This is a genomic window from Vreelandella andesensis, from assembly GCF_003989795.1.
GTDB classification, from domain to species: Bacteria; Pseudomonadota; Gammaproteobacteria; order Pseudomonadales; family Halomonadaceae; genus Vreelandella; species Vreelandella andesensis.
Genome location: NZ_RZHG01000023.1, coordinates 25,262 through 48,062, shown reverse-complemented (window position 1 = coordinate 48,062; position 22,801 = coordinate 25,262). Strand labels below are relative to the sequence as shown.

At 50.4% G+C, this 22,801-nt stretch carries 20 protein-coding genes; 12 read left to right on the top strand and 8 right to left on the bottom strand.

Annotated elements, in window-relative coordinates:
- The first annotated feature begins 1 nt into the window (after position 1).
- From ELY33_RS13450 to ELY33_RS13435, 4 genes are all read left to right on the top strand, one after another.
- Positions 2-898 (top strand): carbohydrate ABC transporter permease, encoded by an 897-nt coding sequence (locus ELY33_RS13450; RefSeq protein ID WP_126948428.1) that lies wholly within the window; start codon positions 2-4, stop codon positions 896-898.
- A gap of 15 nt (positions 899-913) precedes the next feature.
- The gene (locus ELY33_RS13445) at positions 914-1,186 is read left to right on the top strand and encodes a DUF2160 domain-containing protein (RefSeq protein ID WP_126948427.1); all 273 of its coding nucleotides are present in this window, start codon (positions 914-916) and stop codon (positions 1,184-1,186) included.
- A 107-nt stretch (positions 1,187-1,293) separates the two neighbouring features.
- The gene (locus ELY33_RS13440) at positions 1,294-3,033 is read left to right on the top strand and encodes an ABC transporter substrate-binding protein (RefSeq protein WP_126948426.1); all 1,740 of its coding nucleotides are present in this window, start codon (positions 1,294-1,296) and stop codon (positions 3,031-3,033) included.
- Positions 3,034-3,204: 171 nt separating this feature from the next.
- A complete protein-coding gene (locus ELY33_RS13435; protein WP_126948425.1) occupies positions 3,205-4,860 on the top strand; it encodes a glycerol-3-phosphate dehydrogenase/oxidase in 1,656 nt (551 codons plus the stop codon).
- A 124-nt stretch (positions 4,861-4,984) separates the two neighbouring features.
- Here ELY33_RS13435 and glpK read toward each other — a convergent pair whose 3' ends face one another.
- From glpK to ELY33_RS13410, 5 genes are all read right to left on the bottom strand, one after another.
- Positions 4,985-6,469: a glycerol kinase GlpK gene (glpK, locus tag ELY33_RS13430; protein WP_126948424.1), complete on the bottom strand. Its 1,485-nt coding sequence runs from the start codon at positions 6,467-6,469 to the stop codon at positions 4,985-4,987.
- 163 nt (positions 6,470-6,632) lie between these two features.
- Positions 6,633-7,391, bottom strand: a complete 759-nt coding sequence (locus ELY33_RS13425) for a DeoR/GlpR family transcriptional regulator (protein ID WP_126948423.1) — start codon at positions 7,389-7,391, stop codon at positions 6,633-6,635.
- Positions 7,392-7,508: 117 nt separating this feature from the next.
- Positions 7,509-9,362, bottom strand: a complete 1,854-nt coding sequence (locus ELY33_RS13420; protein WP_126948422.1) for an SLC13 family permease — start codon at positions 9,360-9,362, stop codon at positions 7,509-7,511.
- Positions 9,363-9,538: 176 nt separating this feature from the next.
- The gene (locus ELY33_RS13415) at positions 9,539-10,342 is read right to left on the bottom strand and encodes an enoyl-CoA hydratase-related protein (protein ID WP_126948421.1); all 804 of its coding nucleotides are present in this window, start codon (positions 10,340-10,342) and stop codon (positions 9,539-9,541) included.
- A gap of 61 nt (positions 10,343-10,403) precedes the next feature.
- Positions 10,404-11,381, bottom strand: a complete 978-nt coding sequence (locus ELY33_RS13410) for an NADPH:quinone reductase (RefSeq protein ID WP_126948420.1) — start codon at positions 11,379-11,381, stop codon at positions 10,404-10,406.
- A gap of 225 nt (positions 11,382-11,606) precedes the next feature.
- Here ELY33_RS13410 and ELY33_RS13405 point away from each other — a divergent pair, with 225 nt between their 5' ends.
- Positions 11,607-12,374 (top strand): glycerophosphodiester phosphodiesterase family protein, encoded by a 768-nt coding sequence (locus ELY33_RS13405; protein WP_126948419.1) that lies wholly within the window; start codon positions 11,607-11,609, stop codon positions 12,372-12,374.
- A gap of 225 nt (positions 12,375-12,599) precedes the next feature.
- Here ELY33_RS13405 and ELY33_RS13395 read toward each other — a convergent pair whose 3' ends face one another.
- Positions 12,600-13,034, bottom strand: a complete 435-nt coding sequence (locus ELY33_RS13395; RefSeq protein ID WP_126948418.1) for a hypothetical protein — start codon at positions 13,032-13,034, stop codon at positions 12,600-12,602.
- A gap of 242 nt (positions 13,035-13,276) precedes the next feature.
- Between ELY33_RS13395 and ELY33_RS13390 the strand changes: the two genes are divergently transcribed.
- The 6 genes from ELY33_RS13390 to ELY33_RS13365 all read left to right on the top strand — a co-directional run bounded on the left by ELY33_RS13390 (position 13,277) and on the right by ELY33_RS13365 (position 20,237).
- Complete coding sequence (locus ELY33_RS13390) at positions 13,277-15,025, top strand: proline--tRNA ligase (protein WP_126948417.1); 1,749 nt, start codon at positions 13,277-13,279, stop codon at positions 15,023-15,025.
- Positions 15,026-15,036: 11 nt separating this feature from the next.
- Positions 15,037-15,615 (top strand): lytic transglycosylase domain-containing protein, encoded by a 579-nt coding sequence (locus ELY33_RS13385; RefSeq protein ID WP_126948416.1) that lies wholly within the window; start codon positions 15,037-15,039, stop codon positions 15,613-15,615.
- Positions 15,616-15,807: 192 nt separating this feature from the next.
- Positions 15,808-16,485 carry a cupredoxin domain-containing protein gene (locus ELY33_RS13380; protein ID WP_126948415.1) on the top strand — a complete coding sequence of 226 codons (678 nt, stop codon included), beginning with the start codon at positions 15,808-15,810 and terminating at the stop codon, positions 16,483-16,485.
- Between the two features lie 42 nt (positions 16,486-16,527).
- Positions 16,528-18,870, top strand: a complete 2,343-nt coding sequence (locus tag ELY33_RS13375; protein WP_126948414.1) for a bifunctional diguanylate cyclase/phosphodiesterase — start codon at positions 16,528-16,530, stop codon at positions 18,868-18,870.
- A 20-nt stretch (positions 18,871-18,890) separates the two neighbouring features.
- Positions 18,891-19,748 carry a DUF3034 family protein gene (locus ELY33_RS13370; protein WP_126948413.1) on the top strand — a complete coding sequence of 286 codons (858 nt, stop codon included), beginning with the start codon at positions 18,891-18,893 and terminating at the stop codon, positions 19,746-19,748.
- A gap of 30 nt (positions 19,749-19,778) precedes the next feature.
- Positions 19,779-20,237 carry a group I truncated hemoglobin gene (locus ELY33_RS13365; RefSeq protein ID WP_126948412.1) on the top strand — a complete coding sequence of 153 codons (459 nt, stop codon included), beginning with the start codon at positions 19,779-19,781 and terminating at the stop codon, positions 20,235-20,237.
- A gap of 215 nt (positions 20,238-20,452) precedes the next feature.
- Here ELY33_RS13365 and ccoM read toward each other — a convergent pair whose 3' ends face one another.
- Complete coding sequence (gene ccoM, locus ELY33_RS18260) at positions 20,453-20,578, bottom strand: cytochrome c oxidase subunit CcoM (protein WP_279629881.1); 126 nt, start codon at positions 20,576-20,578, stop codon at positions 20,453-20,455.
- A gap of 214 nt (positions 20,579-20,792) precedes the next feature.
- A complete protein-coding gene (locus tag ELY33_RS13360; RefSeq protein WP_126948411.1) occupies positions 20,793-21,311 on the bottom strand; it encodes an FKBP-type peptidyl-prolyl cis-trans isomerase in 519 nt (172 codons plus the stop codon).
- A 119-nt stretch (positions 21,312-21,430) separates the two neighbouring features.
- On the opposite strand from ELY33_RS13360, the gene ELY33_RS13355 reads away from it, so the two are divergent.
- Positions 21,431-22,801, top strand: coding sequence for an AmpG family muropeptide MFS transporter (locus ELY33_RS13355; RefSeq protein WP_126948410.1), 1,371 nt, complete (start codon positions 21,431-21,433; stop codon positions 22,799-22,801).

The following is a 22,801-nucleotide window of genomic DNA, read 5'->3' as shown; positions in this document are numbered from 1 at the left end:
GATGACTTACCAACTTGAAAACACCCAGCAGGGTGAAAAATACAACACTATTTTCAGTAAAGTGCCAGCCGCTGAGCGGCGCAAGCGTCACTCTCGCTCTCGGCTAAGAAAGCAGCTTCTGCTTGGCAGCTATATTGTGCTGCTGATGCTACCTCTTTATTGGCTGCTCAATATGTCGCTGCAAACTAACAGCGAGATCCTCGGATCAATGACCCTGTGGCCGCAAAACCTGACCTTTGACAACTATATAGGCATCTTCACTAACCCAAGCTGGTACATGGGGTACGTCAACTCTGTCATGTATGTGGTGATGAACATGATCATCACCATGCTAGTGGCACTGCCTGCCGCCTATGCCTTCAGCCGTTACAAGTTCATCGGTGACAAACACCTGTTCTTCTGGCTGCTAACTAACCTGATGGCACCGCCAGCGGTCTTTCTGCTGCCTTACTTTCAGCTGTATTACTCTGTCGGACTATTTGACACACACATCGCGGTGGCCCTAGCGCACTGCCTGTTCAATATTCCGCTGGCCATCTGGATTCTAGAAGGCTTTATGAGCAGCGTGCCTAAGGAAATCGACGAGACCGCCTATATCGACGGCTACAGCTTTCCCAAGTTCTTCGTCAAGATTTTCATCCCCATGATCAGTTCTGGCATTGGCGTCGTGCTGTTCTTCCTTTTCATGTTCTCCTGGGTTGAACTGCTGCTGGCACGCACGTTGACGTCTACAGACGCTCAGCCGATCGGCATGATCATGACCAGAACTTCGACAGCATCAGGTATCGACTGGGGCACCCTGGCCGCCGCCGGTATGTTGACCATTGTTCCTGGCATTCTGGTGGTTTACTTCGTACGCAACCATATCGCCAAGGGCTTTGCCCTGGGCCGCACCTGAGTAGGAGAAAACCTTATGTCCTGGATGGTATGGACGTTACCGACGGCTATTTTCTTTTCTTCCATTGCGGCCATGCTAACGGGCATGACGATCTGGGAGCTGCGTTCACCAAGCATTGAAAGAAAAGGCTTTTTACCCATTTCGACCACCCGAGGTGACCGGCTATTTATCAGCTTGCTGTCAGCCGCCTTTATTCACCTGGGCATCATTGGATTCACGTCACTTTCCATTTGGATTGCACTAGCACTATCAGCGGTATGGCTGCTGGTGTTAATGCGTTGGGGTTAAGCCACTTCAGCCCTGGAGACAAGCTCTGGAGCTGGCCCTAGCGATAAGTACGGCAGTATCAAGGACGCTCACGCTATCAGGGAAGATCACAACAAAACGAGGTCAACATGCGCTATAACAAGTTCAAACTTACTACCCTCGCCGCCAGTCTCATGCTCGCATCAGGGACACTGATGGCCGACGATCACGGTGCGCGGGCAATCGCAGAACGCTTGGTCGACGAACACTTCCAAAACTCGACTTTAAGCCGTGAAGAGCAAATCGAAGAACTTCTTTGGTTTGCAAAAGCAGCCGAACCCTTCCGCGGTATGGATATTCAAACCGTCGCAGAAGGCTTGACTACTCATGTCTATGAAAGCGAAGTGTTGGCAGAAGCATTCAGTGAACTAACCGGCATCAATATCACCCACAACATTATTGGTGAAGGCGACGTCGTCGACACGATGCAAAACCAGATGCAATCGGGTAATAGCATTTACGACGGCTTTGTTAACGACACTGATGCTATCGGCACCCACATCCGTTACGGCACCACCATTAACCTCACCGAGGCAATGGAAAACGAATGGGCTGACTATACTCTGCCGACATTAGATTTAGACGACTTTATTGGTTTGCAGTACGGCACTGGCCCAGATGGCAGTTTATTCCAGCTACCTACACAGCAATTCGCGAACCTTTACTGGTTCCGCTATGACTGGTTCCAGCGTGAAGACCTGCAAGATCAATTCCGGGAAATTTATGGCTATGACCTTGGGGTTCCTACGAACTGGACAGCTTACCAAGATATTGCCGAGTTCTTTACCGACCATGTTGGTGAAATCGACGGTACTACCGTATACGGCCACATGGACTACGGTCGCCGTGATCCGTCGCTAGGCTGGCGCTTCCATGACTCCTGGCTCTCAATGGCGGGCATGGGTAGCCCAGGTGTCCCATCGGGTAATCCAGTGGATGACTGGGGTATTCGCGTTAACGAAGATAGCCAGCCAGTAGGCGCCAGCGTCAGCCGTGGCGGTGCTACCAACTCGCCCGCGTCTGTCTTTGCCATGCAAAAAGCCGTTGATTGGCTACGTGACTTTGCACCGCCTGAGGCACAAGGCATGACCTTCGGTGAAGCGGGCCCCGTTCCTGCCCAAGGCCATATTGCTCAGCAAATTTTCTGGTATACCGCCTTCACCGCTGATATGACCGATCCCGCTGTGGCAGTTACCGATGATGAAGGCAATCCACTGTGGCGCATGGCTCCTTCCCCCACCGGCCCGTACTGGGAAGAAGGCATGAAAGTAGGCTACCAAGATGTGGGTGCTTGGACGTTCTTTGACTCTACCCCCGAGGATCGCCGTACCGCTGCTTGGTTATTTGCCCAGTTCACAGTGTCCAAAACAGCCTCTCTTGAAAAGCTAATGGCTGGCCTTACGCCAATTCGTGAATCTGACATTTTCTCTGAGCAGATGACCGAAATGGCACCCAAGCTTGGTGGTTTGGTTGAGTTCTACCGCAGCCCCAACGAATCCAACTGGACACCTACGGGCACAAACGTACCCGATTACCCGCGCATGGCACCGCTATGGTGGCAGAACCTAGCGCCGGTAATGAGTGGCGATGTCACTCCCCAAGAAGGCTTGGATAAGCTAGCGGCCGATATGGACAACACCATGCACCGCCTAGCTCGCGCAAACGTCTTCGACAGCTATGCCCCGATGCTGAACGAAGAGCGCGACCCACAGTACTGGCTGGACCAAGAAGGCTCTCCTAAGCAGAAGCTTGACGATGAAATGCCGCAAGGCAACACCGTTCCTTACGATGTGATGATGGAAGCCTGGATGGAAGCGGGTACCCGCTAACCTTGTTAGGGCGGGCAAAAGCCCGCCCTTTTCAGGCGCAAAAAAAACTAGGTTTCATCAGCGGCAAGCAAACAACCGCTCGCTTGCCGGTCTACATAGGCTTATTGCTTTGTTGTCATGTTGAGACCGCTACCTAAACACGGGGCTTTTTCTTTGTTAATTGGAACCGCTATGAAACTGCGTAACCGGAATATCGAGAAATTGCACACTGACGACTTTGATGCACTAATCATCGGTGGCGGCATTAACGGTGCAGCAACCGCAGCCGCGCTTGCAGGCAAGGGAGCTAAAGTCGCCTTAATAGACCGCGGTGATTTTGCGGGAAGTACCAGTATGCACTCCTCCAACTTAGTTTGGGGAGGCATTAAGTATATGGAAAGCAAGGATTTCGCATTAGTACGTAAGCTATGTAAAAGCCGTAATCACTTGATTAAAAATTACCCTTCTACGGTTCAGGAAATTCGCTTCCTAACCACTATCAGCAAAGGTTTCCGCCATTCACCGAAATATTTATGGGCGGGCACTTGGCTCTATTGGCTCATGGGGAATGGGTTTACTAAGTTACCTCGACTACTCTCCCCTAAGAACATCAAGCAGGAAGAGCCTATTATTGATGTCGAAGGCTCCGTAGGTGGCTTTGAATACTCTGATGCCTACTTACACGATAACGATGCCCGATTCGTGTTTAATTTTGTTCGTCATTCGCTTAATTATGGTGCGATTGCTGCCAATTATGTTGAGTCTCTTGGTGCCGAACGCGAAGGTGAGCACTGGGTAACAAAAGTACGCAATGTCATGGATGGCAACACGTTTACTATTCGGTCAAAAGTATTGATTAATGCTGCCGGCCCTTGGGTAGACCAACACAATGAACTTACCGGCGAGAAAACCACCCATCAACATCTTTATTCAAAAGGCATCCACCTGATAGTTCCACAATTAACGGAAACTAAGCGGGTAATCGCGTTTTTTGCCGACGATGGGCGTCTATTTTTTGTCATCCCCATGGGAAATCGCACCTGTATCGGCACGACTGATACCCATATGGAACACCCAGAGGTAGATGTCACTGCCGAAGATATTGATTTTGTATTAGAAAATATCAATAAGCGATTAACGTTAGAAAAGCCGCTAACTCAAGGCGATATTATTTCAACGCGCTGCGGTGTTCGCCCGCTAGCCATCAAAACAGATAAAGGTAACGATCGGGATTTTCTTCAGCTTTCGCGTAAACACGTGATTGATACAAACGCAGATAGCGCTCACATTAGTATTTTTGGCGGCAAATTGACTGACTGCTTAAATGTAGGCGATGAAATTGCAGAAGAAGTGGTTCGATTAGGCGTTAACCTCAGCGATATTAATTATCGCTGGTATGGCGAACCACCAGAGCCCGTTAAACAGCAATTCATGGACCAAGCAAAGCGAATGAACCTGGATGCGATGACCGCACCGACGTCTACAGAGCCACTCTCTTCACGGCTGTGGCGTCGCTATGCAGAACAGGCCATGCAGATGCTAGAGAAAATCCGCCAAGATCCTGCCGAAGCCGATATTCTCATTGAAGGCACCGAGTATATTCGCTGTGAGCTAGAGCATGCTAGAGATCACGAAATGATTACACAGCTGGAAGATTTCCTTCGCCGCAGAGCCAAAGTATCGCTGGTTGTTCACCATGAACAACTGCGCCGCTCTAAAGGGCTAAAAGAAGCCTGCCGTGTGCTGTTCGGAGACCAAGCAGAAGAGCGATTTGCCACCTACTTTGCAGAAAATCGCGACACGTCACAGCCTTACGCTGCACCAGAAGAACCACAGCATACCCACTGACACATCAGCTGCCACACAAACGAGCCGCTATCATCGATAGCGGCTCGTTTGTTAAGAACTACGTTGTTAAGAACTACGTTGTTAAGAACTACGTTGTTAAGAACAATAAATAAAATTACGCTGTTTAATTGGAACGCACGCGATTCACAGCGTCTAGCCAACCTTGATATAACGCATCCCGAGTTGATTCCTCCATAGCAGGAGTAAAGCTTTTTTCGCAGCGCCAAAGCTGCTCAATCTCTTCAAGTGTGTCGTACCAACCTAAGCGCAAACCCGCTAAATAAGCAGCGCCAAGGGCCGTCGTCTCAAGAATCGTGGGTCTATCCACCTGAACATCTAGCATATCGGCCAAAAACTGCATCAACCAGTTGTTCTTCACCATGCCACCATCGACACGGAGGTTACCGGGAGTAGCTTCCATATCGTCGTTCATGCAGTGCTGCAGGTCGCGGGTTTGATAACACACCGCCTGGAGTCCCGCTGCAACGATTTCAGCAATACCGGTATCCCGAGTAAGACCGAAAATTGCCCCACGCGCTTTAGGATCCCAATGAGGAGCGCCCAAACCGGTAAAGGCTGGCACCAAGTAAACACTGTGTCCGCTTCGGGTTTCTTTGGCAAGCGCCTCTGTTTCCGACGCATCTGCAAACAGATTTAATCCATCGCGTAGCCACTGCACCGTCGCGCCAGCAACGAAAATACTGCCTTCCATTGCATAGGTAGGCTTTCCATTAATCCGGTAACCAATCGTCGTTAGCAGGCGGTTTCGTGACACCGACGGCGTATCACCGATGTTGACGATCATAAAGCAGCCAGTGCCATACGTGCTTTTGCCCATTCCCGGCTGGAAACAAGCTTGTCCAACCAACGCGGCCTGCTGATCCCCTGCTACACCCGCAATGGGAATAGACGCCCCTAACCAGTGCGCTTCAGTGGTGCCAAAATCATCGCTGGAATCTTTTACTTCCGGCAGCATATTGGCAGGAACATTAAACAACGCTAGCAGCTCATCATCCCATGTTTGATTATGAATGTTGAAAATGGCTGTCCGAGATGCGTTAGTGGCATCAGTGACATGCTGCTTACCATCGGTTAATCGCCAAATCAAAAAGGTATCGATAGTACCGAAAAGCAACTCACCGCGCTGCGCTCGCTTGCGGGCACCTTCTACATTGTCGAGTATCCATGCGAGTTTGGTGGCCGAAAAATAGGGATCAATCAACAGGCCTGTCTTAACTTGCACTGTCTCTGTGTGGCCTTGGTCGCGAAGCGTTTCACAAAGCTCAGAGGTACGTCGGTCTTGCCAAACAATAGCATTATAGAGAGGCTTACCTGTCTCTCTATCCCACACCACGGTGGTTTCACGCTGATTAGTAATGCCAATTCCATCAATTTGCTCGGGTGAAATATTTGACTTTTCTAATACCTCGCGACAGGTGGCAAGAACAGTCTCCCAGATATTTTCGGGATCATGCTCGATCCACCCATCTTGTGGGAAGTGTTGAGGGAATTCCTGTTGGGCAACCGCCTCTATTTGGCCTTGACGGTCAAATAAAATGGCGCGGGAGCTGGTCGTACCTTGATCGATGGCGAGAATAAAGGAGGACATATTACGTTCACTTTGTTGTAGGTTCTTTCGATTTTGTATTTTTTGTTTCGCTTTATTATCATCCAAGGCTACTCCAGCCGCCCGAAATGCTCAAGTACGAAACTAGCCTCCTTTTTTCTTTTGCCATCGGTAACCATGCACTGTCAAAAGCTGAGCCCCCTACCTAGGCGATATGCAACGCTACACCATGCTGAGATAACAGTTGCTGAATCGCTTCGGGAGGCTTTCTATCAGTAAACAGTGCGTCGAGCTGGGAAATATTGCCTTGGCGCACCACCGGATTGCGATGAAATTTAGAATAATCAGCGGCTAAATAAACTCGTCGCGAATTAGCAATGATCGCTTGGGCAACGCGAACTTCCTGATAATCAAATTCAAGTAGCGAGCCATCCTCATCAATACCACTAATCCCGATGATCCCGTAGTCCACTTTAAATTGATTAATAAAATCGATAGTAGCTTCACCGATAATACCGCCATCGCGAGAGCGAACTTGCCCGCCTGCAATAATCACCGTGAAATCTTCTTTGTGCTGCAGGATGGCCGCCACGTTCAAATTATTGGTAATGATTTCTAAGCCCTGATGTTCAAGCAATGCCTGGGCGATCATCTCGTTACTGGTACCGATATTAATAAAAAGCGAGGCGTGATGAGGAATTTGCTGCGCCAAGCTGTGGGCAATTCGCTCTTTCTCTTCTAAATGCAGCGTTTTACGCGTGCTGTAAGCGGTATTAACCGTACTCGACTCTATTCCTGCACCGCCATGGACACGACGAACCCGCCCTTCGTTTGCTAACGTATTTAGATCACGGCGAATGGTTTGTGGCGTCACTGCAAAGTGATCGGTCAGTTGCTCAATGCTCATATAGCCTTGCTGGCGTACCAGTTCGACGATGGCATCTTGGCGAAACTGCTGGTTCATAAGCCCGGCCTGTTCGTTATTTATTGGTGATTAAGTGCTAAAGCGTAGCAAAATTTTCGAAATTCAATACTACGAACATTGGACTATCTGCGCATATTTCGCCAAGTATCTTCTCAATCAGAGTGGCCAGGCCCATAAAATGGCAGGAATAGCGACGATCATCACCACTAACGAAAGCGGCAGACCAAGCTTCCAATAATCACCAAACTGATAACCACCTGGGCCTAACACTAACGTATTCGACTGGTGGCCTATCGGCGTTAGAAAAGCACATGAAGCACTGACAGCCACCACCATTAAAAAAGGATCGAGTGACACATCAAAACCGCTGGCCAGACTGGCGGCAATGGGCGCCATCAACAATGCAGCAGCGGCATTATTGACCACGTTGGAGAGCAGCATGGAAAGAATAAATAGGCCTGCTAATGAAACAATAATGGGCCACTCAACGCCAAATCGAAGCAGCGCGTCCGCAATAATTTCAGCACCACCGCTCGTTTCAAGCGCTTCCCCCACTGGCAGCATGGCGGCTAGAAGGACAATAACGGGTCCATCAATTGCTTGATAACCCTCTCTAAGCGGAAGCACTCCGATCAGCAGTGATATCAACGCCGCCGTACTCATGGCTACCGCGGCAGGAAGCAGGTCAAACAGCATCGCTAGAATAGCCAGGGCGAAAATACCGAGCGACATTGCCAATTTTCGCGGCTGCCCTAAGTGAAGCTCACGATTGGCCAGCGGCAAACACCCAAGAGTCGCTAAGCCATCGGCAATTTCGTTTTCACTACCTTGTAACAGCAGTACATCACCCGTTTGAAAACGTATGTCCCGTAGACGCTGCTTTAAACGCCCTCCATCACGTGCCACCGCGACTAAATGCAAGCCGAACTGCTGATTTAAACGCAGCTGTCGAACGCTTCGATTGATCATCATTGAGTCGTTACGCACCACCGCTTCAATTAACTGCAAGCCCTCAGTATCGACAGGCTGGCGTTCAGCCGCCTGTTGTGAGGCCCTACTTTCACTTTCAGCCTCATCAGTGTTTATATCATCATCTTCTTCTGGTTCCGCAATGGCGCTTAACCCTACTTTGTCTTCCAGCAGTTTAAGCTCATCCGGCCCTGCTTCTAACAACAAAATATCCCCCTGCTGAAGCACTCCATGAAATGAGTAACCCGTTTGCCGAGTATCTTTCCGAACTACCGCAAGCACGGGAATGGTCTCCTCTAACTCATCATGAAGCTGCTGGAGCGTCAGACCATTTGCCTTTGATTCTTCTGATACCTTTAATTCAACCAAGTAATTAGCCGTATCAAACATTTCATCGGTCGATGCCTGCCCGCTGCGCTTAGGCGTCAATCGCCAGCCCACTAGCACTATAAACAGTAGACCCACTAGCGCAACGACAACTCCCACGGGGGTAAAGCTGAACATGCCGAAGTTTTCACCGGTGATATTGCCCCGGTAAGTGGAAATAATAATGTTGGGCGGTGTGCCAATCAGCGTGGTTAAGCCGCCCAACAACGAACCGAAAGCAAGTGGCATCAACAGCAGCGATGGCGACGTATTATGTTCACGGGCAAGGCGCATCGCCACCGGCAAGAGCAGTGCAAGCGCCCCAACATTATTCATCACTCCAGAAAGCACGACGACCGTGCCGACTAGCACCAGTAACTGCAACAGCAGCCGTTCACCCACTTTCAGCACTTGGTTGGCGATGATATCGACAACACCAGAGCGCTCAAACCCTCGGCTAATCACCAACACGGCAGCCACCGTAATTACCGCAGGATGCCCGAAGCCTTTAAAAGCGTCATCAGTGGGCACTAGCCCTAGCATTACAGAGCCAAGCAACGCCGCAAGCGCGACCAAGTCATAGCGAAATCGCCCCCACATAAAAGCGGCAAGCGTTAAACCCAAAACAATAAAAACTAACGTACTGGGCGCAAGCCCGATGCTTTCTATTGTCATACGATGTCCATCTCCTTGGGTTTGATACGCTCTGCCGATGCGCCAATTAATTAGCAATACACTAGATGATGGCTATACGACCGCATAGCACTTAGAGAGAAGACCACAAAACAAATGCCTAATGGCAAAATGCCTGGCGAGGCCAGGCATCTATACAGCAACTATTGATTAAAGAACTATTTTTTCATTCGTGCGAGTAATCGTTCTACCGCCTCTAGGTGCTCCGGCTCGTTATGGCACATTCCTTGAAACACAGCGCAAACATCTAAAAATGCTTTTAGCTCCATATCAGGCGCCATTTTCATCAACCGCTTCGTTAAGCGGGTCGCTTTCGGCGGCTGGGCAGCGATACGAGTAGCATGACTCATGGCAGCAGTCATTAATGCATCCGGCGCCACTACTTCCAGTACCACACCGTAGGTTAATGCTTCTTCGGCGTTAATGATCCGACCTGAAAGTGTCAGCTCAAAGGCACGTTGATAGCCTATTTGGCGCTGCATAAACCAAACGCCACCATCGCCTGGAATAATCCCCAGGTTGAGAAAGGTTTCACCAAAGGTGGCGTTGCTGGAAGCAACGCGAATATCTGCCATATTGGCTAAATCGAATCCTGCCCCAATAGCGGCCCCATTCACAGCGGCAATAATCGGCACCTCGACTTGGCTCAGCGCCAACGGCATGCGCTGAATGCCTCGCCGGTAGCGCTCGGCCACTTCCGCCACATCGCCCGCAAAATCGCCACCACGCTCGGCCATGTCTTTAACGTTACCCCCGGCACAGAAAGCAGAGCCTGCGCCAGTAATCACTAATACCGATACATCACTTGCGGCATTCACCCACTCGGCTGTCGCAACAATATCATCAACCAGTGCGGTACCCGTTAGTGCGTTGCGCACATCGTGACGATTTAAGGTCAGCGTTGCCACACGGTTATCAAGGGCCAGGGTGGCATCGACAAGTTCAGGTAACCTCGTGTTCATTGCTTTCGCTCCACAAGTAGTAGGCCTAATAATAGGGCTAATAATAGAGCCTAAAATAGGGCTAAGGCAGAAGAATGGTCGAACCTGTGGTTTTACGGCTTTGCAGAGCGTCTTGAGCCTTTCCTGCCTCTTGAAGCGGATAGCGATTTGCAATGTCGATACGAAGTTTTCCGCTTTCGATCATGCCGAAAAAGTCATCGCACATCATTTCAAGACGTTCACGGGTATCAGCGTATCCGTTCAAACTCGGGCGGGTGACAAAGAGCGCGCCTTTCTGATTCAAAATACCAATATTCACCCCGTCAACTGGGCCAGACGCATTACCAAAACTGACCATTAGCGCACGAGGCTTTAGGCAGTCTAACGACATTTCCCAGGTATCTTTTCCTACTGAATCGTAAACTACATCGCACATTTCGCCATGGGTTAGTTCTCGCACCCGCTCTACCACATTCTCTTCGCTATAGTTAATCGTTGCCCATGCACCATTGGCCATTGCCAAGTCTGCTTTCTCTTTTGAGCTCACCGTACCAATTAGCTTAACGCCCAACGCGTTAGCCCACTGGCAGGCAATCGAGCCAACACCACCCGCAGCGGCATGAAATAGAATCGTCTCGCCGCCTTTTAACGCATAGGTTTGACGCAGCAAATACTGCACGGTTAAGCCTTTCAGCATACTAGCCGCAGCGGTTTCAAAATCAATAAAGTCCGGCAGCTTAATTACCTTGGACGCCGGCACTGTATGCAGCTCGGCATAGGCACCCAGTGGGCCTTGTGCATAGGCTACCCGGTCACCCTCTTTTAAATGAGTAACGCCTTCACCAACGGCTTCAACAACCCCGGCCCCTTCAGTACCTAAGCCAGAAGGCATGGATGGTGCGGGGTAAAGCCCTGTACGAAAATAGATATCAATAAAATTCAGACCTACCGCTTTATTAGCAATGCACACGTCACCTTTGCCGGGTGCCTTAGGCTCTGCATCCACCCACTCCAATACCTCTGAACCACCCGCTTTCGAAAACTGAATGCGTTTAGACATCTGGGTAAACTCCTATTGTTAATTATTAGACACATATCAGCGGGCTATCCAACCGCGTTGCGCGCCTTAAATCAAGCGATGGGCCAGCCACATAGGACACATTGCTGTCATGCACTCATGCTAAACTAGCCGAAAATGTCGATAACCATTGTTGTTATAACCATCGTTGTTATAACCATCGTTGTCGATAACAACGGCTATCAGTTACTTCAAAACGGACAGACTATGACACACCCAGCAATCTGTTTGCCTACGCTTATCGCCCATCGCGGGTATTCAGCTGTCGCACCTGAAAACACCTTAACGGCGGTGCGTGCCGCTCATCAAGCAGGTACTACCTGGGTGGAGTTGGATGTTCAGCTATTAGGCGATGGCACGCCTGTTATTTGGCACGATGGTGATACTAGCCGCTGTTCTGACAGGCGTGGAGAACTTGCCAACCTAACGTGGCAACACGCGCAACAGCTTGATGTTGGCAGTTGGTTTGGCGATGCGTTTTCAGGTGAAAAAATGGCCAGCCTCGAGGCCATGCTAGCGCTATTGAACGAACTGGGTATGGGAGTGAATTTAGAGATTAAGGTCAATAAAGGCCGCGACCCTATCGCCTTGGTTGAAACCGTATTGCCAATCGTGTTGTCGACGCTTCCCCCCGAACGGCTGATTGTGTCCTCATTTGATGCTCGCGCATTGGCTAAATGCAGGCTTATTGCACCAAAAGAAGCGCTCGCGCTGGGTGTGCTTTTTGACAGCACACCGCCTACTTGGCGTGATCAATGTGAAGCCGTCGAAGCCTTCAGCATTCACTCTCACTGGCCACGTTTGAAACACACTCAGGCGGCTGCCATGCGCCGTGATGGTTATGAAATTCTATGCTACACCGCCAATGACCCAAGCGCTTTTGAAAGCCGTTGGAGCTGGGGAATAGCCAGCGCGATTACCGATGAGCCTGAAGCATTTCAACGCTATTTGAATAATCGGCGCCAACACGGTTAGATTCACGCTTACTTTGTTCATCTTCTTGCATTAGGTTTTGAACACGCCACAGGCAAAGGCAAAGGCAAAGGCAATATTGGTCTAGACGCGTTCTAAACGATCACGCAGGGCAGCCGCATTTTTCGCATACCGATGATTTTGGAAACCATTGAACCCAGCATGTGGGCTGAAGAGTTCGGCTGGCTACGCGCTAAAGTGCCATAAGCAGCATTTGGCAACGAATGATCACATCGTGGCGAGACGTTCTTCATCCAATACGCCAGACATTCGAACCAACGCCAACGCCTCGTCCAAGCTGGCCACTTCTTCCATCATCAGCAACTCGTTTTCTAAACTAACCGGTTGTCCTGCTTTATCTGACAACAGCTTCTCAAGTGAAGCTACGTCCATTGCGTCGTCTAAGTGGTGAACATCTACCGACGCACTACTCACACTTGGTAAGTAGATAGTGCCATTAGAGAAATCCACGGCATAAGCAATAACGCCCGGTACAATAAAAAACAGGAGTCCAACGCCGTTGGCGATAGCCACGACTGGGTCAACATTACCGCTTACTTGCCCCTTACGTTCAGGGTGAAAAAGCGTTCCACAACCACTTAGCGTTATAATGGAGACACCCGCAATGGCCCCCGTTAACCAACGGCGAACTACTTGCTGCATGAAGGTTTCCTCAAAGTTCTAACCTACCGATAGCTGAAGAGATGCTGTTGTTTGAACATTGCTATCGAACCACAAAACGTACCTAGCTTAACACATTTGATTACCAGCACACGCCAAGCTATTGACGTAGGATTTTGCCGCCCAACCCGCTTAGCCGTACAATGCCGCATTAAACGCTAATTTAAGCGCCACGTTACTAAACGATTAAGCATCACCCCTACCAACAAGGAATGCTCACGCCCATGCGCGCCAGCCAATTATTGATTGCGACATTAAAAGAAACTCCGGCCGACGCTGAGGTTATCAGCCACCAGTTAATGCTGCGCGCCGGTATGATCCGTCGTCTTACCTCGGGCCTCTATACGTGGCTGCCTCTTGGCTTGCGCACGCTGCGCAAAGTTGAAGCCATTGTCCGTGAAGAAATGAACCGTGCCGGGGCTCAAGAAGTATTGATGCCCGCTGTGCAGCCTGCCGATCTATGGCAAGAGTCAGGCCGTTGGGAGCAGTACGGACCAGAGCTGCTGCGCCTGAAAGATCGCCATGAGCGTGATTACTGCGTAGGCCCGACCCATGAAGAAGTGATTACCGATTTGGTGCGTAAGGAAATTGCCAGCTACAAACAGCTACCGATTAACTTCTATCAAATCCAAACCAAGTTCCGTGATGAAATTCGCCCGCGTTTTGGGGTGATGCGCTCTCGCGAATTTATTATGAAAGATGCTTACTCTTTTCACCTGAACGAAGCATCATTAAAAGAGACTTATCAGACGATGTACGATGCCTATTCGCGCATCTTCACCCGTCTGGGTCTCGATTTCCGTCCCGTGATCGCTGACAACGGCTCGATTGGTGGCACTGGCTCTCACGAATTCCATGTATTAGCCGACTCAGGCGAAGACGATATCGTGTTCTCCAACGCCTCCGATTATGCCGCTAATATGGAAAAAGCTGAGGCTTTACCATCACCGCTAGGCAGCGATACCGAGCGCGCCGCCCCCAGTGAAGAAATGCAGCTGGTCGATACGCCGAATGCTAAAACGATTGCCGCCTTGGTAGAGCAGCATGGTCTGCCTATCGAGAAATCTATCAAGACGCTGATGGTGCATGCCGCCGAGGATGGCTTGATTGCCCTTCTAATTCGCGGTGACCACGAGCTTAACGAAGTCAAAGCCGAAAACCTGCCTCAGGTAGCCACGCCACTTACCATGGCGAGTGAAGAAGAAATTCGTGCAGCGGTAGGCGCTGGCCCAGGTTCACTTGGACCGATCGGCTTAGAAATGCCAATTATTATTGATCGCAGCGTGGCCCTTATGAGTGACTTTGGTGCTGGCGCAAACGTCGATGGCAAGCACTACTTCGGCATAAACTGGGAGCGTGACGCTGCCCTGCCCCACGTCGCTGATCTTCGCAACGTTGTAGAGGGTGACCCCTCGCCAGACGGTAAGGGCACGCTTTCTATCAAGCGCGGCATTGAAGTGGGCCACGTCTTCCAGCTTGGGCAAAAGTACTCCGAAGCAATGAATGCGACGGTATTGGGTGACAACGGCAAAACCAGCCATCCGTGGATGGGCTGCTATGGTATCGGCGTTACCCGGGTGGTTGCAGCCGCTATTGAACAAAACCACGATGATGCTGGCATTATTTGGCCAAACGCCATCGCACCGTTCCAAGTAGCGCTAGTGCCCATGAATGCCCATAAATCTCAGCGCGTGCGCGAAGAGTCCGAACGCCTCTATCAAGCGCTAACCGCAGCAGGATTAGATGTCCTGCTTGATGACCGCGACACTCGTCCCGGCGTCAAATTTGCTGATCTGGAACTGATGGGTGTGCCCCACCGCTTAGTGATTGGTGATCGCGGATTGGATAACGGCGAGCTGGAATACAAAGGCCGCCGGGACAGTGAAGCGACCATGATCCCTGCTGATCAAATCATCGACTTCCTTCGCGAAAAAGCAGGAATGAGCAGCAATAACGACAACAACAACAACTAAGGCAACCTTTTATGCCGCTAGGCGCCTTGGCGTGGCGCTTCCGCCGAGTCAGGGGGTGGGTTTTGGCAGGCAGCTTAATAATTGCTGCCTTGCCTATTGCCAGTGCGGAATCTGCACCATTGCGCCAAACGCTAGACGCTGCCCATCAACCCACGCCTTATTACCAACGGCAGTTCCAACAGTGGCGTAGCCGAATGGATGCGCCGCTTTCACGGTTTATCCGTGAACCCGCTGCGCGCCACGCGCTATTGACGCGACTCTATCAGGAAGCTCGCTTAGCCGGACTACCCCCCGATCTCGTGCTGTCACTGATTCAAGTTGAGAGCGCGTTTAAGGCTGATGCGATCTCATCAGCTGGCGCCGTCGGATTAATGCAAATTATGCCCTTTTGGGTTGAAGAGCTTGGCCTGCCAATGGACAACCTTAGCGACCCAAACCGCAATTTGCGTTATGGCTGTACTATTTTAGCCCACTATCTTGCCGTCGAACGCGGCGACTTCACCCGCGCATTGGCTCGTTACAATGGAAGCCTTGGGGAAACGTGGTATCCAGAACGAGTGCTTAAAGCATGGCGGGATGACTGGCGCTAATCCTCGACAGGTTGAACTCACCCCAAGTTGACTAACTTCCCCAATAACGTTGACTAACTGCCCCAATAACGGGTAGATATCCCGTTGTTTACTTTATTAACAAATGTGAGTTTACCGTTGGCATATTGATATGACTTTTTTACCTAAAAGAACCACTATTCACGCACTTTTCTCTTATCAAGGCACTGCCCTATGCAAACGTCGTTAAAAAGTTGTCGCAGAAACCCTGCCACTTGGGCACTGGGCAGCTTATTAATGCTCCTCAGCCTGAACGCTGAATCTGCTGAAATCCGCGTGACCGACGAAGCAGGCGCGTTATTAGAGAACGCTGTCGTTGAGGTTTATTTTGAATCGTCGCCAGTCACAACTGTGCAAACCAAACACATTGTTCAGCGAAATGCTGTCTTTCATCCTCAAGTTCTCGCTATTTCTACCGATAGTCATGTAGCGTTTCCCAATGAAGACACCACCCGTCACCATGTTTTTTCTTTTTCACCGGCTAAAGTCTTTGACTTAGAGCTGTATTTAAGCGAAACGCCACCGCCTATCCATTTCGATCAAGCTGGTGTCGTGGTGCTCGGTTGCAATATTCATGACAGCATGCAGGCATTCATCGTGGTCAGCGATGCACCCTACGCTGCGCTGACTGATGTCCGTGGCACATTAACGCTGCCAACATTGCCCGAAGGTCGCCACAAGATGAGGGTGTGGCATAGCCGCATGCATGATAGCCAAGAGGTATGGTGGGAAGGCGATATCAGCAATGCAGATAACATGACGGTTAGTTTAGAACTTAATGCAATTCCGCCGCAGCCTAGCTCAATCTCACCGCTGCAGCAGCGCTTTCATGACGCCACCAACAAACATTGATGTCTGGCACTAAGATAAGCGCCTTCACATTCAGGGGTAACTATGCGTTTTCGCACGCGCCTAATGTTAGTGCTACTGACGGTGGTCATCGTTTCACAGATTGCGACGGGAGCGGCGTTTTTACACGCGACACAAAATGATGCACTAATGAAAGGCAGCCAGCGCCTGGAAGTCGGCGCGCGAGTACTCCAGCAATTGCTTCATAGACGCGGCGAACAGCTGCACAGTAATGTGGCGATATTGGCCGACGACTTTGGTTTCAAAAGTGCCGTAGCAACAAAAGATACTGCTACCCTTTATTCGGTACTCGCTAATCACGGTGATCGTGCTCAAGCGGATATGGTGATGCTCAGTGATTTAGCAGGGAATGTGCTTGCCAGCAGCCACCATGAACAAAATAGCGAAATGCCTTTTCCAGCACTATTTAGGCGCGCCCAGCAAAGTGGTAGTGGTGTCGGTGTGGTAATTGGCAGCGGTGAACCCTACGAATTCGTGTTGATGCCTATTCGTGCCCCCAACTTAATTGGCTGGGTCGGAATGGGTTTCTTAATTGACCAAGAAGTGGTCCAGGAAATTAACGCACTGACTGGGCTGGATATCAGCATTGTTACCTACGATGCCAACAGCGATATCAGTTATCTAGCGAGCTCCCATGAAGAGCAACTGGCCAAACGCTTAATGAGCGGCCATGGCGATAGATTAATGGGTGGGGCTTATACGACTCACAGTCAAATGTCTGACAATAATAATTTTTTATCTTATGCATCTGAGCTGCTTGAAAGTCCAGAGTATCAATCATTTGCTTTTCTTCAGCTATCCCGGACCGAACTTCTGGGTGCTTACCGTCACCTCCAGTGGCAGCTGATTGGCATTGTCGCACTCATGTTATTACTCACACTAGCAGTCGCCATGTGGAGCGCGCGAAGCATTAGCAGACCGCTGACCGCTCTTGCGCTAGCAGCCAAACGCATTGGCGAGGGCGAACACATTGATCGTATTCCTGCAGGCGCGTCAGTCGCTGAGACGGACTTGCTTGCGACAACACTACTTTCAATGCAGGACGATATTGCTAAGCGTGAAGCTACGCTTCACCACCAGTCGCGCCATGACATGCTGACAGATTTACCTAATCGAATAAGCGCACTAGAAGACATTTTTAAGTATATTCAAAAAGGGAAACCATTTTCGCTGCTGCGTTTCGCCGTCAATGATTTTCGCGACATCAAAGACACCTTCGGCTATGAATTGGGCGACTATCTCCTCGTTACGCTAGCCCAACGAATGCAACAGCTTCCAGCTCCGGTGAGCAATGCCTATCGTTTAGATGGCGATGAATTAATGCTGCTCATTGAAAGGCCCTACTGCGACCCATCCACACGTACTGAACTGATGAATAGACTTAATCAGCCTATTCATCTGGATAAGTCGCCTATTGTACCGTCGATATCCGCGGGTGAAGTCAACTATCCAGCCCATGGCACCACGCCGCAACTGCTGCTCCGGCGCTCGGACATAGCACTCGATAAAGCCCGTGGCCAACAACTCAGCCATGAGAGCTACATGGAAGGCCAGGAAGAGCAGCACTTACGACAATTAATGCTGATTCGCGATCTTAGAGACGCGGTGACCAACAGTGAGCTATGGATGGCCTACCAGCCCAAAGTGGACACCCACAGCGGAAAGGTATGTCAATTCGAAGCACTGATGCGCTGGCGACACCCTACACTGGGGCTTGTCCCCCCCGATGAATTTATTGGCCTCGCTGAGCGCTCTGGCAACATCAGCTTACTATCGAGCTGGATGCTAGCGCATGTGTGCGAACAGCTCCACCATTGGAAATGCGCTGACAGCCATCTATCAGTAGCGATTAATCTGTCAGCAAGTGACTTAACAGACCTAACGCTGCCTAAGCGTATTAAAGAACTAGTAAACCATTTTAATTTAACTCCCGACCAGCTTGCCCTAGAAGTTACCGAAAGCACTGTTATGCAAGACGTAGATGCTGCCACCGAAACACTTCTAGCCCTCAGCCAGCAGGGCTTAAAGATCGCTATCGACGATTACGGCACTGGCTATTCATCCCTGGCACAACTTAAACGGCTGCCCGTTGATGAATTAAAAATCGACAAATCCTTTGTTCTTAAACTCGATACACAAGGGGAAGACCTTACCATTGTGCGTTCAACTATTGAGATGGCACATAACCTGGGCCTAAAAATTGTTGCAGAAGGGGTCGAGAACAGTGCCACGGCAGAGTTACTGTGCAAGCTACAGTGTGATTATCTGCAAGGCTATTGGATCGCCAAACCAATGCCCGCCGAAGCCGTCCTTGGATGGCTAGATGACACTCCCTACCCACTGCTGCCGTCACAGGCAACACACTAATCAACGCACAGAGTATAGCTATGCATCAACCTTCCCCACTCTACCGGCGCCTTTTATTGATGGCTGCAACAGCCAGCGCTCTGCTAATAGCGCTTCCCAGTAGTGCAGGAAGTCGCATTTTGGGCACCGGTGCTGTTAGCGCCATTGAAGGCGCCGCTGGTGGCGGACTTTCACCGTGGGCCGTGCTGTCAAGCACTGCCAGCGATAACGAACTGGGAGCGACGGCCTCTGCAACACAAGCGTGGGTAGATGACTATCAGCTAAGCGTCGCTAGCGCCAGCATCAACGTCCACGACAGGCTAGAGCTTTCAATGGCCCGTCAAACGTTTGAGCTCACCACATTAGGTGGCGAGCTGGAGCAAACTATCTATGCCGCCAAAGTGCGTTTATTTGGCAGCGTGCTTTACCACCCCTGGGGTATTTGGAGCGCGGGTATGATGCACAAACGATTAAAAGACGGCTCGGTTCCAACCGCATTAGGTGCTGACGACACGCGAGGCACTGATGCCTTTTTAAGCGCTAGCAAACTATTGTTTAACGCTTTTCTAGGCCGAAACGTGTTGGTCAATGGCACGCTTCGCAACACATCAGCTAACCAAGGGGGGCTATTGGGATTTGGTGGTGACCAAGGGGGGCGTGCGTGGATGGCTGAAGGTAGCCTGGGTGTTTTTATCACACCAAATTGGATAGTTGGCACCGAATATCGTCAAAAACCTGACAACCTCAGCGTGGCCCGGGAAGATGACTGGCAAAGTCTCTACAGCGCCTACTTTTTTAATAAACATGTATCGCTAACGGGCGCATGGTTGGATCTGGGTGATATCGCCGGCCTACCCTCTCAGCAGGGTGGTTATGTATCCCTGCAAGCCGCTTTTTAATAGGCTCTTTTTTACCCAACAGGAATTGACATGAGTTTATTAAGCATCGCTTCTCGGCGTATTATATTTACCTTTTTACTATTAAGTACGCTATTAATGCAGGGCTGCGCTCAGCATAACTCTGGCGCTACGCTTTCGCTTTATGAGCGCATTGGTGGCCAGCCAGCAATAGAGGCAATTGTTGAAAACCTGCTTTACCGCATTGCCGAGGATGAAGAGGTGGTTGGTTACTTCGCCAATACCAACATAGACTTATTCGCAGAGTCATTCGCTACTCAACTTTGTGATATCAGCGACGGTCCCTGTCGCTACGATGGCCCACCCATGGACCGCGCTCACCAAACGATGGGGATTACCGACGCACATTTTAACCGCGTTGTCGCGTATTTGGATATTGCCATGCGACATGAGGGCGTATCACTGTCAGCACGTAATGATTTATTAGGACGGTTGGCCCCCCTTTATGAGGACGTTATGCGGTTAAGGTAACCTGCCAACTGACAGCCATCTCGCCCGGCACTTTTTACTCGATAATGCGCTTTATCAGCAGCTTGGTAAGCACTCGGAAAATTACGTATAGCTATTTGTTGTTCGTCTTCGAAGGGCTGTTCGCTTAATAAAAAAGCCGGCCCAAACGGGCCGGCAACAGGAGGCTCGCTATTAAAAGCTAGCCCCCTCCCCTGACGATGGTACAACACGAGGCATTAGTGATTTTTGCGATCATCCTTACGAAGATGGTCGCGCACAACGAAACCTACCCAACCAATCATAAAAACAATCATTAACGCGATAGTCACTAAACCAAAAATAACAGTATCATCCCAGTACATGGTGTCCCCTCCCGCCGTGATGTATGGCACCATCCTAGTGCGTTAACATCAGCAGTAAGCTGACCTGGGTCAAGCTTTTTAAAGGGGATAAAAACGGCATATCAGAAACTTGATGCGGGTCAGTTTTTAACGCTGAAAGGTACTTTCAGCGTTAAAAAAACTGCCAATAATGAGCGCGTTAAAGATTTAAAGACACGGGAAACGAAAATTACAACTAAAGCACTTTTCGATCTTCTACTTTACTGTGCTCAGTTCCGGGTGGCAGTGGGTGACCTTTGGCCAACTCCGCACGAGTCGCATCACGTACATCTAACACGTTTACCTGGTAACGCAGCGTGTGGCCTGCCAGCGGGTGGTTAGTATCAACCGTTACCATGTCACCATCGATGCTTAGCACCGTGACAATTTGCGGACCCGCTTCACCTTCTGTTTGGAAACGGCTACCAGGCTCTAGCTCCGCGCTGCCAAACGAAGCACGACTAACCTCCTGCACCAAGTCTTCATTGCGAATGCCGTAGGCATCAGCAGGTGCAAGGGTGACGCGCAGCTCATCTCCAGCAGTTTTATCTTCCAAAGCACTTTCTAAACCGGGCAAAATGTTATCGTGCCCATGGAGGTACTCCAAGGGCTTATCACGCGCGCTGGAGTCATCTAGCACGCGGGTACTGCCATCGCTAAGCACATCGCTTAACACATAGTGTAAAGTGACGACCTGATGGGCTGTAATCGACATGGAAAACTCCTCTCCGGTAAGCTATCGGTTTTGTCATGGATATCCAGGCCTAGTCTATCACTGACCGGTTTTTAGCGGGCCTCGATGCAGACGTTTTCTTTCCAGGAGTGTTAATCAATATGCCCACCCCAATTCCCCAGCGCAGCTGGCGGGATGCGCTAGGTATTTACTGTCGTGCACCTGTCATCACCATGTTGTTTCTAGGCTTTTCTGCAGGCCTGCCCTTTTTGCTGGTGTTCTCTACCCTTTCCGCGTGGCTACGCAGTGACGGCGTAGAAGTTGCCGCCATCGGCTTCTTCGCCTGGATTGGCATGCTCTACTCGATCAAGTTTTTTTGGGCGCCTATTGTTGACCGACTGGCACTTCCCGTACTCACCAGAACGTTTGGACAACGACGTGGCTGGATGCTGCTTGCCCAGGGGATGATTGCGGCAGGATTAATCGGTTTGGCGGGAGTAAGCCCCGTGGGCAACCTGGGCTGGGTAGCCACTTTTGCGCTGCTGGTAGCCTTTGGCTCGGCCACCCAGGATATCGCCATTGACGCCTACCGCATCGAATCCGCGGATGATGACGTACAAGCAGCGATGGCTTCTACTTATATCATCGGCTACCGCGGGGGGCTATTAGCGGCGGGGGCAGGTGCGCTGTATGTGGCCTCAGCGATTTCCTGGAACGCAGCTTATCTAAGCATGGCTGCGCTAGTAGGCATTGGCGTGCTCACCGTACTGGTTCGCCCTGAACCAAAGCGTGCATCGCTCACGGTTCAGCTCATTCACGAACCTAAAGTGCGCGCCTTCATTCGCGCCAGCCGTGGTCAGCCCAAGGCTTTAAGGCGTTTAGGGGCTTGGGTGATTGGTGCCATTGTGTGCCCTTTTACTGATTTCTTCCGCCGCTATGGGGCAAAGGCGCTGGGCATTTTAGTATTTATCGCGGTGTTTAGAATCAGCGACCTTGCCATGGCTTCCATGGCAAATCCGCTATATATCGATTTAGGCTTTTCGCTAGCGACCATTGCCAACGTGACCAATATTTTTGGTATTGCCATGAGTATTACGGGGGGGATTCTTGGCGGCTTGCTAGTCGCTCGCTACGGCATAGGGCCGCTGCTGATCATTGGCGCAGGTTTTGTCATGGTAACCAACCTGCTGTTTGCGGCATTGGCGCTAATAGGTAATCAACTCCCTATGTTGGTGGTAACCATTATTGGCGACAACCTTGCCAACGGCTTAGCCAGCGCGGTTTTTATTGCATTTCTTTCCAGCTTAACTTCGCGGGCCTATACCGCCACTCAATACGCACTGTTTTCATCACTGATGACGCTACCAGGCAAGTTTCTGAGTGGCTTTGGTGGGCTGGTCGTTACCGCTCAGGGTTACGCCACTTTTTTCGTTGTCGCTACGCTGCTCGGCTTACCTGCCATTTTTCTGGCTATCTGGATCAGCCGAGATAAGCAGTTAGTACCTACCCCAGTGATCGCACAAGCAAAGTAA